This window comes from Microbacterium foliorum, from assembly GCF_006385575.1.
Lineage (GTDB): Bacteria > Actinomycetota > Actinomycetes > Actinomycetales > Microbacteriaceae > Microbacterium > Microbacterium foliorum_B.
Genome location: NZ_CP041040.1, coordinates 1,920,021 through 1,934,428 on the forward strand (window position 1 = coordinate 1,920,021; position 14,408 = coordinate 1,934,428).

The 14,408-nt window shown below is 67.6% G+C and carries 9 protein-coding genes; 4 read left to right on the plus strand and 5 right to left on the minus strand.

Annotated features, from left to right (window positions below; translation table 11 throughout):
• Window positions 1-4: 4 nt before the first annotated feature.
• Window positions 5-2,164 (plus strand): 3-hydroxyacyl-CoA dehydrogenase NAD-binding domain-containing protein, encoded by a 2,160-nt coding sequence (locus FIV50_RS09200; RefSeq protein WP_140037177.1) that lies wholly within the window; start codon window positions 5-7, stop codon window positions 2,162-2,164.
• 49 nt (window positions 2,165-2,213) lie between these two features.
• Here FIV50_RS09200 and FIV50_RS09205 read toward each other — a convergent pair whose 3' ends face one another.
• The 3 genes from FIV50_RS09205 to FIV50_RS09215 are packed head-to-tail and all read right to left on the minus strand — an operon-like array spanning window position 2,214 to window position 6,398.
• Window positions 2,214-3,866: a GMC oxidoreductase gene (locus tag FIV50_RS09205; protein WP_140037178.1), complete on the minus strand. Its 1,653-nt coding sequence runs from the start codon at window positions 3,864-3,866 to the stop codon at window positions 2,214-2,216.
• Complete coding sequence (locus tag FIV50_RS09210) at window positions 3,863-4,774, minus strand: YegS/Rv2252/BmrU family lipid kinase (RefSeq protein WP_140037179.1); 912 nt, start codon at window positions 4,772-4,774, stop codon at window positions 3,863-3,865. The genes FIV50_RS09205 and FIV50_RS09210 overlap by 4 nt, the downstream gene beginning before the upstream one ends.
• Window positions 4,767-6,398, minus strand: coding sequence for an FAD-binding oxidoreductase (locus tag FIV50_RS09215; RefSeq protein ID WP_258184197.1), 1,632 nt, complete (start codon window positions 6,396-6,398; stop codon window positions 4,767-4,769). The genes FIV50_RS09210 and FIV50_RS09215 overlap by 8 nt, the downstream gene beginning before the upstream one ends.
• A 20-nt stretch (window positions 6,399-6,418) precedes the next feature.
• Between FIV50_RS09215 and FIV50_RS09220 the strand changes: the two genes are divergently transcribed.
• The 3 genes from FIV50_RS09220 (at window position 6,419) to FIV50_RS09230 (ending at window position 9,305) form a co-directional block, all read left to right on the plus strand.
• Window positions 6,419-7,027 (plus strand): TetR/AcrR family transcriptional regulator, encoded by a 609-nt coding sequence (locus FIV50_RS09220; RefSeq protein ID WP_140037180.1) that lies wholly within the window; start codon window positions 6,419-6,421, stop codon window positions 7,025-7,027.
• The gene (locus FIV50_RS09225; protein WP_140037181.1) at window positions 7,024-8,469 is read left to right on the plus strand and encodes a glycerol-3-phosphate dehydrogenase/oxidase; all 1,446 of its coding nucleotides are present in this window, start codon (window positions 7,024-7,026) and stop codon (window positions 8,467-8,469) included. The genes FIV50_RS09220 and FIV50_RS09225 overlap by 4 nt, the downstream gene beginning before the upstream one ends.
• A 140-nt stretch (window positions 8,470-8,609) precedes the next feature.
• Window positions 8,610-9,305 carry an SPFH domain-containing protein gene (locus FIV50_RS09230; protein ID WP_140037182.1) on the plus strand — a complete coding sequence of 232 codons (696 nt, stop codon included), beginning with the start codon at window positions 8,610-8,612 and terminating at the stop codon, window positions 9,303-9,305.
• Window positions 9,306-9,360: 55 nt separating this feature from the next.
• Here FIV50_RS09230 and dxs read toward each other — a convergent pair whose 3' ends face one another.
• Together dxs and FIV50_RS09240 are read right to left on the minus strand one after the other, a co-directional pair.
• Window positions 9,361-11,301: a 1-deoxy-D-xylulose-5-phosphate synthase gene (dxs, locus tag FIV50_RS09235; protein WP_140037183.1), complete on the minus strand. Its 1,941-nt coding sequence runs from the start codon at window positions 11,299-11,301 to the stop codon at window positions 9,361-9,363.
• Between the two features lie 169 nt (window positions 11,302-11,470).
• On the minus strand, window positions 11,471-14,308 hold the full coding sequence (locus FIV50_RS09240; RefSeq protein ID WP_140037184.1) for an aconitate hydratase: 2,838 nt from the start codon (window positions 14,306-14,308) through the stop codon (window positions 11,471-11,473).
• Window positions 14,309-14,408: the final 100 nt, after the last annotated feature.

Genomic DNA, 14,408 nt, shown 5'->3' on the forward strand with positions numbered 1-14,408 from the left:
CCCGATGGCCCACTCGATTTCCGAGCAGTACGCGAACGTCGACTTCTCCCCCATCCAGGCTCTCACCGACGGCGAGGTGATCACGCAGTCCCCCGTGCGCGACATCCGTCTCGCATCCGGCAAGGTGCTCGCGCTGATCACCCTCGACAACGGACGCGACCACACGCGCCCGAACACCTTGGGCCCCGCCACGCTCACCGCCCTCGGCGAGACGCTCGACGGACTCGCCGCACGCGCGGCGGCCGGAGAGATCCAGGCCGTCGGCATCACCGGCAAGCAGTACATCCTCGCCGCCGGCGCCGACCTCTCCGACATCAGCAAGGTCGGCTCGCGTGACAACGCCCGACTGATCGCGCAGCTCGGGCACAAGGTGCTCGGCAAGCTGGGTGAGCTCGGCGTGCCGTCGTTCGCCTTCGTCAACGGCCTCGCGCTCGGCGGCGGTCTCGAGATCGCGCTGAACTCCAGCTACCGCACGGTCGACGCGTCCGCAGCCGCGATCGCGCTCCCCGAGGTCTTCCTCGGGATCATCCCCGGATGGGGCGGGGCCTACCTGCTGCCCAACCTGATCGGAATCGAGAACGCCCTCGAGGTCGTCATCTCGAACCCGCTCAAGCAGAACCGGATGCTGAAGCCGCAGCAGGCCTTCGATCTGGGCATCGTCGACGCGATCTTCCCCGCGGCCAACTACCTCGAGAACTCGCTCGCCTGGGCGGACGCCGTCCTCGGGGGCAAGAAGGTCGAGCGCAAGAACGAGCCGGGCAAGATCGAGCGTCTCACCAAGTGGCCGATCGCAATCAAGATGGCCCGCGGCATGCTCGAGTCGAAGATCGGCACTGTTCCGAAGTCTCCGTACGCCGCTCTCGACCTGCTCGACAAGGCGAAGAGCGGAACGAAGGCCGAGGGGTTCGCCCGCGAAGACGAGGCGCTCGCCGATCTCGTCACGGGTGATCAGTTCGCTGCCTCGATGTACGCCTTCGATCTCGTGCAGAAGCGCGCGAAGCGCCCGGTCGGAGCCCCCGACAAGGCGCTGGCCAAGAAGGTCACCAAGGTCGGCATCATCGGCGCCGGCCTCATGGCCAGCCAGTTCGCGCTGCTGTTCGTGCGCAAGCTGCAGGTGCCCGTGCTGATCACCGACCTCGACCAGGCGCGCGTCGACAAGGGCGTCGCCTACATCCATGAGGAGATCGGCAAGCTCGAGGCGAAGGGCCGCCTCGACGCGGACTCCGCCAACAAGCTCCGAGCACTCGTGACCGGCACCACGGACAAGAGCCTCTACGCCGACTGCGACTTCGTCATCGAGGCCGTCTTCGAAGAGGTCGGAGTCAAGCAGCAGGTGTTCGGCGAGATCGAGAAGGTCATCGCCGAAGACGCGATCCTCGCGACGAACACCTCGTCGCTGTCTGTCGAGGAGATCGGTGCGAAGCTCGCTCACCCCGAGCGTCTCGTCGGGTTCCACTTCTTCAACCCGGTAGCGGTCATGCCGCTGATCGAGATCGTGAAGACGCCCGGCACCTCCGAGGCCGCTCTCTCGACAGCCTTCGTGGTCGCCAAGAACCTCGGCAAGAACGCGGTGCTCACCGCCGACGCACCGGGCTTCGTCGTGAACCGTCTGCTCGCGAAGGTCATGGGCGAAGCAGCGCGTGCCGTCTACGAGGGCACGCCGATCACGGATGTCGAGAAGGCCTTCGCACCGCTCGGCCTGCCGATGGGTCCCTTCCAGCTGATCGACCTGGTCGGATGGAAGGTCGCCGCTCACGTGCAGGACACGATGGCGCATGCGTTCCCCGACCGCTTCTATGCGAACGAGAACTTCCACGCTCTCGCTGAGCTCGATGCGGTCGTCGAGAAGGACAAGGGCGGTCGCGTCACCGGCTGGACGAAGCAGGCCGAGAAGCTGCTGAAGCCGGCCGTCGGCAAGACGCCGGCATCGGCGGAGACGATCCTGAAGCGCGTGCAGGACGGCCTCGCGAGCGAGATCAAGCTGATGCTCGACGAGGGCGTCGTGCCCGAGGTCGAAGACATCGATCTGTGCCTGATCCTCGGCGCGGGCTGGCCGTTCATCGATGGCGGCGCATCGCCGTACCTCGACCGAGAGGGCGCGTCGCAGCGGGCCTTCGGTGGCGATTTCCACACCCCGCAGATCCGCGGCATCGAGAACCGCTGATCTGAACATCGGAGGGGGGTCGCCGTGCGGCGGCCCCCCTCCGTCGTGTCTACAGTGTCGGGCGCTCGTCGACCTCGCCGCAGCGTGGCCAGTGCGAGAGCGCTCGCTCAGCGAGCGCGGTGATCGTCAGCGACGGGTTCACCCCGGGGTTGGCCGGCACAGCGGCGCCATCGACCACGTGCAGTCCCGGATGCCCCCACACACGATGGTAGAGATCGACCACGCCGGTCTCGGGGGTGGATGAGATGACGGCACCGCCGAGGAAATGAGCAGTCAGCGGGATGCCGAAGACCTCGGGCCATGATCCCCTGGCCGCCGCCGGGACGCCACCCTCCTTCTCGACCCTCGCCGCGATCGTCGCGGCCGCGCGGTGCGCCTGCGGCAGGTGGCTCGGGTTCGGCTCGCCGTGCCCCTGCCTGCTCGTCATCACCAGCCGCCCGAGACGCCGACGCAGCGACAGCGTGAGCGAGTTGTCGGCGGTCTGCATCACGAGCGCGATGATGCCGCGTTCGCTCCAGCGTCGGAGCGACCCCAGACGCAGCTGACGGATCGGCGCACGCACGAGCTGACCCATCAGGCTCGCCAGTCTCCGTCCGAGACCCCAGTCGCCTGGCACCATGACCGACGCGAGCGCACCCATGAGATTCGATCCGGGCCCGTACCGCACATTCTCGACGTGCGTGTTCGCGTCGATGTGGAACGACGTGGTGATCGCGACTCCTCGGGCGAGTTCGAGAGAGACAGGAACCGCGACGGCCACGGCGCCGTCGAGAGCCTCCGAGTTGGTTCTGGTCAGGCGGCCGACAGCATCGGACACTCGAGGAAGCGCCCCGGCGCGTCTCATCCGATGCAGCAGCTGCTGCGTACCCCACGTCCCGGCGGCAAGCACCACCTGGCGGGCGCGGACGGTGCGACGGTCGCGACGGAACCATGCCCCGCTCCGCTCCGTCGTCACCGCGAAGCCACCGCCGGCAAGTTCGCGCACCTCAGTCACGGTGCGCAGCGCTTCTATCACGGCGCCGCGCTTCTCGGCCAGGGGAAGATAGTTCTTCATCAGTGTGTTCTTGGCGCCGACGCGGCATCCGACCATGCAGTTTCCGCAGAGCGTGCAGCCTGTGCGGTCAGGGCCCTCCCCACCGAAGAAGGGGTCGGGTGTGCGCTCGCCGGGCTTGCCGAACCAGACCCCGACCGGTGCGTGCCGGAACGTGCTGCCCACTCCGAGGTCGTCGGCTGCGCCTGCCATGATGCGCTCGACGGGGCCGGTGTGCGGATAGCGTTCGACCACTCCGAGCATCCGCTTCGCCGTCGCATAGTGCGGCGCGAGTTCGGTCTCCCAATCTGCGAGAGCACTCCACTGCGGGTCATCGAAGAACGCGCCGCTGGGCTGATACAGCGTATTGGCGTAGTTGAGAGAGCCCCCGCCCACCCCTGCTCCCGCGAGGATCATGACGTGCGGCAGCCGATGGATGCGCTGGATGCCGAAACAGCCGAGCTTCGGTGCCCACAGATAGCGGCGTATGTTCCAGTTGGTCTTCGGGAAGTCCGCGTCCTCGAAGCGACGACCGGCCTCGTACACACGGACGCGATAGCCCTTCTCCACCAGACGCAACGCGGCCACCGAGCCGCCGAACCCCGAGCCGATGATGACGACATCCTCGTCGAACGCACGACTGTGCTGGCGATCGCGCGAGGCGTCGCTCATCGCTGCACCTCCTGAGCTGCGGGCACGAGGATCGTCAGAGCAGAGCGGCGGATGCCGATGGTGCACTCGTCCTCAGCGATGCGCTCCCCGTCGGCGTAGACAACGAGCCCCGGAGCGCTGACCGTCACGGAACGAGCGTGGCGATGGGTCACCTCGGACCTCGTCAGATGCGCTCCTCGCAGCAGCAGGGGGAACAGCCGCAGCAGCCGGAGTCGTGTCAGCGGCGCGACCTGCACGATGTCCAGCAGCCCGTCGTCTGCTTCTGCCCCGACGCACAGGGGCATCCCCCCTCCGTAGCTCTCGGTGTTGCCCACCGCGACGAGTGTTCCCGGCGCCTGGATCGGCGGCTCGCCGTCGACCGACACAGTGAACTCCATCGGCCGGAGACGCACGAGCTCGACGACCAGGGCGAGGTAGTAGCGCAGCACGCCGTGCGGCCAGCGCAGCCGATTGGTGCGATCGCTGACCTTCGCATCGAATCCGAGGGCGGCGATCGTCAGGAACGAGTCGATCCGCCCCGCAGCACGGATCTCGCCGACATCGATCGCGCGCGGCACGCCAGTCAAGGCGAGCTCTGCCGCGGCGACCGGGTCGCGGCGGGGCAGACCGAGGGCCCGAGCGAGGTCGTTGCCGGTGCCCGCCGGCACCAGCACGACGGGGATGCCGGCCTCGCACACGGTGTCGAGGATGCCGGACAGCGTGCCGTCGCCTCCGACGACGACGAGCACCCGAGGGCTCTCAACGAGCGCCTGTGCCACCAGCATCCGGCCGGACGCCGCTGACTCTCCCGTGTACACCCGCACGTCCTGGCCCCGGGCGCGCAGATGAGCCAGGGCGGCCTCAGCCTCCTGCGCTCCGCGCCCCTTGCCTGCGAACGGATTCGACAGCAGCGCGATGTGCTCAGCCACGTCGGTCCGACCGCTCCGACGTGATGACGGCCCCGGGGTTGAGTATCCATGTCGGGTCGAGCTCTCGCTTGATCGCCGCCAGTATCCGCACCCCCGTGGCTCCGATCTCCTGCTCGAGCCATGGGGCATGATCGCGACCGACAGCGTGGTGATGGCTGATGGTGCCGCCCGCCGACATGATCGAATCGTTCACCTCGCGCTTGATTCCCGCCCACGCCTCGAGTGGGTCGGATCGGACGTTCGCGAGCACTGTGAAATACAAGGAGGCTCCGGTGGGATAGACGTGCGAGACATGGCACATCACATACGATCTGGCGCCGGCATCAGCGAATCCTTCGCGAAGAGTGGCCGTGACCTCTGCTCTGAGTCGCTGCAGGTTCGACCAGGTGGTCGCTGTCTCCAACGTCTCGCAGAACACCCCCGCATCCAGCAGGGAATCGCGCAGATACGGGCCGTCGAATCGACCGTCGAGCCACCCCTCCGCACCGCCCCCGCCGGATGACGCTCCGCCCGCCGCCGTCAGGATCTCTGACGTACGCGCTCGACGCTCGGCGATGCCCTCGCCCTCGTACACCGTGACGATGCTCGCACCTTTCGCGAGTGCCTTCCCGATCCGGCCCACCTGGGCGAGGCTGACCGCGGTCTCGGCCTCGTCGGAGAGACGGATGACGGTGGGGCCGCCACCGCTCTGGGCCACCTGCCGCAGACCGTCGACACCGTGCGAGAAGTCCGCGAAGCTCCACGCCTCGAGGACGCGTTCTCGTGGCACCGGATGGACGCGGACACAGACCTCGGTGATCACTCCGAAGATGCCCTCCGATCCGAGGAAGACCCTGATGAGATCGGGCCCGGCTGCGGAGCCCGGTGATCGACCGAGATCGACGTCTCCGGTCGGGGTCGCGACTCTCAGGCCGGTGACCATCGAATCGAACCGCCCGTGCCCTGCCGAGTTCTGACCCGACGAGCGCGCAGCGGCGAACCCGCCGATCGTGGCATACCGGAAGCTCTGCGGGTAGTGCCCGAGTTCGAAGCCCCGGGCAGCCAGCAGCGCCTCGGCATCCGGACCCGTGGTGCCGGCGGCGATCCGGGCTTCGCCGCTCACCTCATCGAGACGGATGAGGCCGGAGAGCCGCCGCAGATCCAGGCTGATCACCGCACGGTGCGCACCGCGCTCGGGGTCGAGAGCGCCGACCACACTCGTCCCTCCGCCGAACGGGATCGCCGCGATCCCCCGGTCAGCGCACAGCCGGAGCACGGTCACGACCTCGTCGTGGTTCGCGGGAAGAACGATCGCATCCGGAGCAGCTTGATGCCGCTTCCGCCGTCTGAGCAGGTCGGGTGTCGAGCGACCACCTGCATGGCGGATCCTCGACTCGTCCGTGGTGTCGATGTGCTCGGCTCCGACCACCGCCGCGAACTCCTGCACGTCGTCCCCGAGAAGCGACGATGGCTCGAGCTGCACATCGGCGAGGTCCACTGCCGTTGCGGGCTTCTGCACGCGTCCCAGCAACAACGGCAGAAGCATCCGCACCGCACGCGGCAGATCCGACGCCCGGGCCGGATCGCCCCAGCCGTTCCAGCGCATCTCCGACCGCACGGCGACCCTGCCGTTCTCTCGACTCATGCGTTACAGTGTGACATATCATGGAAGAACGTCAAGCGCTTATCGACGCAACAGACAGCCGTGCACCGGACTGGGATCCGACCCAATCCCGCATCCTCGACGCAGCCGACGGGCTGATCGCTCGCCGAGGTGTGCACGGCGTGACGATCGCGGAGCTCGCTCGGCGTGCCGGACACAGCCGGCCCACCATCTACCGCAGTTGGAGCGACGCCGACGATGTCGTGCGCGCAGCTCTCCTCCGCAGGGTCGCCGCGATCCTCGAGCACTTCCCGACTCACGCCACCACCCGACGCGAGCTCGTCGACGACGTTCTCCGCTTCTCCGGGCTCTTCCGCGCCGACGCCGTGTACGGGCGACTTCTCGCGGAAGAGCCCGAAGCATTCACCCGATACACATTGCAGCGGGTGGGATCGAGCCAGCGCCTGATTTTGGGCTGGCTGGCCACGGCGATCGGCGCCGCGCAGCGTGGCGGATCGGTCCGTGCCGGAGATCCTGGCGAGATCGCGGTCATGCTGCTGCTCATCGCCCAGTCGGCAGTGCTCTCGCACGGAACGGTCTCGGAGCTCCTCTCCGAGGAATCGTGGGAGCGCGAGCTGCGAGCCGCACTCGACGGGCTGCTCCGGCCATGACCTTGAACTCCCCCGACCTCAACGTCGCGCGTCGGGCCGCAGAACTGCGTCGCACCGGCGACGAGACGGTCGATATCCTCGTGATCGGCGGTGGTATCACCGGGGTCGGTGTCGCGCTCGACGCTGCAGCACGGGGTCTGAGCGTCACTCTTCTCGAGGCGGAGGACCTCGCGTTCGGCACCAGCCGGTTCAGCTCGAAACTCGTACACGGCGGGCTTCGCTACCTCGCCACCGGTGATGTCGCCACCGCGAAGGAGAGCGCCTTCGAGCGCCACCTGCTGATGACACGGATCGCGCCGCATCTCATCCGTCCGCTCGGCCAGCTGTTGCCCTTCACGAGCGAGGTGACAGCGCGCCAGCGCGCAGCCGGGGTCATCGGGATGGCGATGGGAGACCTGCTCCGAATGCACGCGCGTACGCCTCGTCGTTTCCTTCCCCCGCCGCGCCTCGTGTCGCCCCGCACGGCCCAGCGTCTCGTGCCTTCACTCGCCCACGCGGGGCTGCGGGGCGGGATGCTCTCATACGACGGTCAGCTCGTCGACGATGCCCGGCTGGTCGTGACGGTCGCCAGGACCGCAGCAGGTCTCGGGGCGCGCATCCTCACCCGGGTGCGCGCTCTCGAGCTGCGTCGCGACGGCGCGACAGCGGAGGATGTGCTGACAGGCGAGCGTGTCGACGTCCGGGCGCGGACGGTCGTGAATGCCACCGGTGTCTGGGCCGGGAGCCTCGATGAGTCGATCACGGTGCGTCCCAGCCGTGGGACACATATCGTGCTCGATGCGTCCGATCTCGGCGACCCGTCGTGCGCGCTGACGATTCCGCACGAGGGTTCGATCAGTCGTTACGTGTTCGCCCTGCCGCAGGAGCACGGACGGGTGATCGTCGGGCTCACCGACGAAGACTCTCCGGGGCCGGTGCCCCGCGTGCCCATGGCGACCGAGGGCGACATCGCCTTCCTGCTCACGAACCTCAACCGAGTGCTGTCCGCGCCGATCACGCGGGATCAGGTCCGCGGATCATTCGCGGGGCTGCGCCCGCTGGTCGACACCGGCGCGCCTTCGACGGCGGACATCTCCCGTCGCCATCTCGTCGCCGTCTCAGAGACGGGCTTCGTCAACGTGCTCGGCGGCAAGCTGACCACCTACCGGCGGATGGCCGAGGACGCCGTCGATCTCGCCGTGGATGTCGCGGGGCTCGACGCGGGCCCCAGCAGCACGGCGTCCTTGCGTCTCACCGACACTGCCGTCGCAATTGCGCTCGGCTGGGACCGCGGGCACGTGGCGCGCGCCACCATCGAGTTCGCCGTGCGTTCCGAGGGCGCGATGACCGCCGATGACGTGCTCGACCGACGCACGCGCGTCGGACTCGTCGACGAGGATCGGGAGCGCCAGCGGGCGGCCGTCGAATCCGTCGTCGCCGAGATCCTCTCGACGCTCTCCTGACGGCGCCGCACCACCGCAATAGGCGCCCCCGCATCCGCCTCACGGCAGACCGGGTAACGAGCGCGGAACAGCGCATGAACACCTTCGCGTGCGGGTCGAAGATGGCGAACTGCGTGCGTTCGAGAAGGCACAGTGGTGGCATGGACATGCTCCTCTCGATGCTGGGCGGCAAGGGAATGTCGGGTCTCTTCAAGACCGGCACGGCGATCCTCACGATCCTGCTGGTCGTGCCGGCGCTGTTGAAGATCTTCGTCGTCACGGTCGACGAGGGATGGGCGGCGATCCGCACGCGGAACGGAAAGCCGATCATCCGCAACCGACCGCAGCGTCGTCCCACGTCGCGCGGCGGTGCGGTGGGCGAGGTCGTCGTGCTCGACCCTGGGTCCCACGGAGCGTTCCCGCTGTTCTACTGGTACCGGCTCATCGATGTGCGCTGCCGCGCCACAGATCTGCCCGCGCGCGAGATGACCGGCGCGAACGGGCATCAGCACCGCGTGCATGCGTCGTTCGAGTGGCGTCCGATCCCGACCGGACGAGATCTCCGGGTCTTCGAACTCGACGTCGTCAACGTCAACGAGCGCGCCTCGAACATCGTCGGCGCGGCGCTGCGAGACGTCATCCGAGGACTCGACGGCGCGGAGCTGCCGCACAACGACGAGATCAACACCCGCGTGATCGCGGCCAGCGCCGAAGAGGTGCGCCGTGCGTGCGGAGTCGAGCTGGTGCGTGTGATGGTCACCGGCGACGCACTGACCGACGGCTATCTGCTCTCCACCGCACTCCGCGACTCCGACCGTGGAGCCCAGGCCGTCGCCGCCCTCCACGCACTCAACTGATCGCCGGGTTCGCAGCTTTCCCCGTGAGCGGCCGCCGCACTGCTTGTGACGTCGCTCAGCGTCGTTCGTGGAGCGGCAGGTCGATCGTGCCGTTCGCGCCGGCGTCCCGTGCGACCGGGATTCGCGTTCCGAGCACCTGAGAGACGACGTCCTGCGCGATCTTCGACGCGGTCAGGCCCGCGTCCGCGAGGATCTGGTCGCGCGACGCGTGATCGATGAACTCGTCGGGCAGCCCCAGCTCGTCGACGGCCGTGTCGATGCCCGCCTCGCGAAGCACCTGACGAACGCGAGTGCCGATGCCACCGACGCGGATGCCGTCTTCGAGGGTGATCACGAGACGATGCCGTGCGGCCATGCTCACGATCGAGGGCTGCACGGGGATCGCCCACCGAGGGTCGATCACCGTCGCGCCGATGCCCTGCGCGCGAAGCCGTTCGGCCACATCCATCGCGAGTGCCGCGAACGGGCCGATGGCGACCAGCAGGACATCCTCGGATTCTCCTCTGGCCAGCACGTCCACACCGTCGTGCAGCCGCTCGATCGCCGGCAGCTCGGGCGAGACATCGCCCTTGGGGAAGCGGATCACCGTGGGGGCGTCGTCCACCAGGACGGCCTCGTCGAGGGCCTCCGTCAGGCGCGCCGCGTCTCGCGGTGCCGCGATGCGGATGTGCGGGACGATCTGCAGCATCGCGAGGTCCCACATGCCGTGGTGGCTGGGTCCGTCGGGCCCGGTGACACCCGCACGGTCGAGGACGAAGGTGACGCCCGCGCGATGCAGCGCGACGTCCATGAGCACCTGGTCGAACGCGCGGTTCATGAAGGTCGCATACAGGGCTACGACGGGGTGCAGCCCGCCGAACGCGAGACCTGCGGCGGACGCCACAGCGTGCTGCTCCGCGATGCCCACATCGTAGACACGGTCGGGGAAGCGCTCGGCGAAGGGAGCCAGCCCCGTCGGACGCAGCATCGCTGCCGTCATGGCGATGACGTCATCACGACGTTCGCCGACCGAGACCAGCGCATCCGAGAACACTTCCGTCCAGCCGGTGCCGCCCGACGAGAGCGTCTCGCCCGTGGTCGGATCGATGCGCCCGACAGCATGGAACTGGTCGGCCTCGTCGTCGCGGGCGGGCTGGTATCCGCGCCCCTTCTCCGTGATGGCGTGCACGATGACCGGAGCGCCATAGGACTTCGCGAGTTCGAGGGTTTCGAGAAGTGCCGGGAGGTCGTGTCCGTCGACCGGTCCGAGGTACTTGATGTCGAGATTGGAATACAGCGCCTCGTTGTTCGTGAAGCGCGACAGGAATCCGTGCGTGCCGCCCCGCACACCGCGGAAGACCGCTCGGCCCACGGGCCCGAACGCCCGGAAGAGCCGATCGGACTTGTGGTGCAGCTCCTTGTAGGTCGCGGCGGTGCGCACCCGGTTCAGGTAACGCGACATCCCGCCGATCGTCGGAGCGTAGGAGCGCCCGTTGTCGTTGACGACGATCACCAGGTTGCGGTCGTTGTCGTCGGAGATGTTGTTGAGGGCCTCCCACGTCATGCCGCCTGTGAGAGCGCCATCGCCGACCACTGCGACCACGTGACGATCGCCGCGACCGGTCGCGGTCAGCGCACGCGACACGCCGTCCGCCCAGCTGAGAGAGCTTGAGGCGTGGGAGGACTCGACCACATCGTGCGCGCTCTCGCCGCGCTGGGGATAGCCTGCGAGGCCACCGCGGAGACGGAGCGACGAAAAGTCCTGCCGCCCCGTGAGCAGCTTGTGCACGTAGGACTGGTGGCCGGTGTCGAAGATGAACGGATCGTCGGGCGACGAGAAGGTCCGGTGCAGAGCGATCGTGAGTTCGACCACTCCGAGGTTGGGGCCCAGATGGCCGCCGGTTCGCGACACGTTCTCGACGAGGAACTCGCGGACCTCGCCGGCGAGTTCGATGAGCTGCTCCTCAGAGAGGGAGTCGAGATCACGGGGTCCTGAGATGCTCGGAAGAATGGGCATCTGCACCTCCTCATAGGCACCGTTGGCGGCATCCGATTCCGGTTCGAAAGCCTGATCGATCCTACCGCGGCCATCCGTGAAAGCTCGGAGAACGCCTCGCCCCTTGACACGGACTTCCGTACACGCGAAAGGGCCCGGTTCAGAAGAACCGGGCCCTTTCGTCGTTGGATCAGACCAGCGAGCGGAGCACGTACTGCAGGATTCCGCCGTTGCGGTAGTAGTCCGCCTCACCGGGGGTGTCGATACGCACCACCGCGTCGAACTCCACGACCTGCTTGCCCTCGGGCGAGTCCTCGGTCGGCGTCGCGGTCACGCGCACCGTCTTCGGCGTCACACCGTTGTTGAGCTCTTCGAGGCCCGAGATCGAGACGACCTCCGTGCCGTCGAGACCGAGCGATTCCCAGCTCTCGCCGGCGGGGAACTGCAGCGGGACGACACCCATGCCGATGAGGTTCGAGCGGTGGATGCGCTCGAAGCTCTCGGTGATGACGGCCTTGACGCCCAGCAGGCTCGTGCCCTTGGCCGCCCAGTCGCGCGACGAGCCGGAGCCGTACTCCTTGCCACCGAAGATGACGAGGGGCGTGCCCTGCTCCTGGTAGTTCATGCTCGCGTCGTAGATGTACGACTGCGGTCCGCCCGGCTTCGTGAAGTCACGCGTGTACCCGCCCTCGACGACCTGGCCGTCGTTGACAGCCGAGACCATGAGGTTCTTCAGGCGGATGTTCGCGAACGTGCCGCGGATCATGACCTCGTGGTTGCCACGACGCGACCCGAAGGAGTTGAAGTCCTTGCGGTCGACACCGTGCTCGGTGAGGTACTGAGCCGCAGGCGTGCCGGGCTTGATGTTGCCGGCGGGCGAGATGTGGTCGGTCGTGACCGAGTCACCCAGGGTCGCCATGACGCGGGCGCCCTCGATGTCGCGCACCGGGGTGAGCTCCATCGTCATGCCGTCGAAGTAGGGCGCCTTGCGCACGTACGTCGAGTTCTCGTCCCACTGGAAGATGTCGTCGTCCGGGGTGGGCAGGCTGCGCCAGCGCTCGTCACCGTCGAAGACGGTCGAGTACTGCTTGATGAACTGCTCGCGCGAGATCGACGAGTCGACGAGCTCCTGGACCTCGGCCGGGGTGGGCCAGATGTCCCTCAGGAAGACGTCTTCGCCATCGGTTCCCTTGCCGAGCGCGTCGTTCTCGAAGTCGAAGTGCATCGACCCGGCGAGAGCGTAGGCGATCACCAGCGGCGGGCTGGCGAGGTAGTTCATCTTCACGTCGGGGCTGATGCGTCCCTCGAAGTTACGGTTTCCCGAGAGCACCGCGGTCACGGCCAGGTCGTGATCGTTGATGGCCGCGGAGACCTCCTCGATCAGCGGGCCCGAGTTTCCGATGCAGATGGTGCAGCCGTAGCCGACGGTGTAGAAGCCGAGACCCTCGAGGTCCTTGTCGAGACCGGACTTCTCGTAGTAGTCGGTGACGACCTTCGAGCCGGGGCCGAGCGTGGTCTTGACCCACGGCTTCTGCTTGAGCCCCTTCTCGAGCGCCTTGCGGGCGACGAGACCCGCGGCGATCATCACCGAGGGGTTCGAGGTGTTGGTGCACGAGGTGATCGCCGCGAGGGTGACCGCACCGTTGTCTAGGATGTACTTCTCGCCGGACGGAGTCGTGACCGGCACGGGCTTCGACGCGTGCGCCGGAGCGCCGCTGTTGATGTGCACGGGGCGAGTCGTGGTGGGCTCCTCCTCGCCGGGTACCGAACCGGGGTCGGATGCCGGGAAGGAGTGCTTCGACTCGAGATCGACGACGGAGTCCGAGGTCGACGCCGAGGCATACGCCAGGATGTCCTGCTCGAACTGCGACTTGGCCTCGGAGAGGAGGATGCGGTCCTGCGGGCGCTTCGGCCCGGCGATCGACGGCACCACGGTGCCGAGGTCGAGCTCGAGGTACTCGCTGAAGACGGGCTCCTTCGAGGCATCGTGCCAGAGCGTCTGCTCCTTGGCGTAGGCCTCGACCAGCGCGACGGCCTCTTCGCTGCGACCGGTCAGGCGCAGGTAGTCGAGGGTGACGTCATCGATCGGGAAGATCGCGGCGGTCGAACCGAACTCGGGCGACATGTTGCCGATGGTGGCGCGGTTCGCGAGCGGCACGGACGCGACACCCTCGCCGTAGAACTCCACGAACTTGCCGACGACGCCGTGCTTGCGCAGCAGGTCGGTGATCGTGAGGACGACGTCGGTCGCCGTGACGCCAGCAGGGATCTCGCCCGAGAGCTTGAAGCCGACGACGCGCGGGATGAGCATCGACACGGGCTGTCCCAGCATCGCGGCCTCGGCCTCGATGCCGCCGACGCCCCAGCCGAGCACGCCCAGACCGTTGACCATGGTGGTGTGCGAGTCGGTGCCGACGCAGGTGTCGGGGTAGGCGCGAAGCACGCCGTCGACGTCGCGGTCGTAGATGACCTTGGCCAGGTGCTCGATGTTCACCTGGTGCACGATGCCGGTCCCCGGGGGGACGACCTTGAAGTCGCTGAAGGCCGTCTGGCCCCAGCGCAGGAACTGGTAGCGCTCGCCGTTGCGCTCGTACTCGATCTCGACGTTGCGCTCGAGAGCGTTCTCCGAGCCGAAGAGGTCGGCGATCACCGAGTGGTCGATGACCATCTCGGCGGGCGAGAGCGGGTTGATCTTGTTCGCGTCGCCGCCCAGCGCCGTGACGGCCTCGCGCATGGTGGCGAGGTCGACGATGCAGGGAACACCGGTGAAGTCCTGCATGACCACACGGGCCGGCGTGAACTGGATCTCGGTGCTCGGATCAGCCGCGGCATCCCACGAACCCAGGGCTTCGATCTGCGCCTTCGTCACGTTCGCGCCGTCCTCGGTGCGAAGCAGGTTCTCGAGGAGGACCTTGAGACTGAAAGGGAGCTTGTCGAAACCGGGCACCGTGTCGATGCGGAAGATCTCGTAGTCGGTGCTGCCGACCGTCAGGGTGCTCTTGGCACCGAAGCTGTTCACCGTGGACACGATTCCGTCTCCTTCTATTCGGATGGGAGCGACAGGCGCCTCCATCTTGCTCGCCAGCGAGCCCCTGCGGCTAGCAAGGCAGACCTAACCAGTCTGCTCT

Bases quoted from the DNA above. Each gene is read 5' to 3' on its own strand.
- FIV50_RS09200 (WP_140037177.1), top strand. From the start codon at position 5: ATGGCCCACTCGATTTCCGAGCAGTACGCGAACGTCGACTTCTCCCCC.
- FIV50_RS09205 (WP_140037178.1), bottom strand. From the start codon at position 3,866: ATGAGCGACGCCTCGCGCGATCGCCAGCACAGTCGTGCGTTCGACGAG.
- FIV50_RS09215 (WP_258184197.1), bottom strand. From the start codon at position 6,398: ATGAGTCGAGAGAACGGCAGGGTCGCCGTGCGGTCGGAGATGCGCTGG.
- FIV50_RS09220 (WP_140037180.1), top strand. From the start codon at position 6,419: ATGGAAGAACGTCAAGCGCTTATCGACGCAACAGACAGCCGTGCACCG.
- FIV50_RS09225 (WP_140037181.1), top strand. From the start codon at position 7,024: ATGACCTTGAACTCCCCCGACCTCAACGTCGCGCGTCGGGCCGCAGAA.
- FIV50_RS09230 (WP_140037182.1), top strand. From the start codon at position 8,610: ATGGACATGCTCCTCTCGATGCTGGGCGGCAAGGGAATGTCGGGTCTC.
- dxs (WP_140037183.1), bottom strand. From the start codon at position 11,301: ATGCCCATTCTTCCGAGCATCTCAGGACCCCGTGATCTCGACTCCCTC.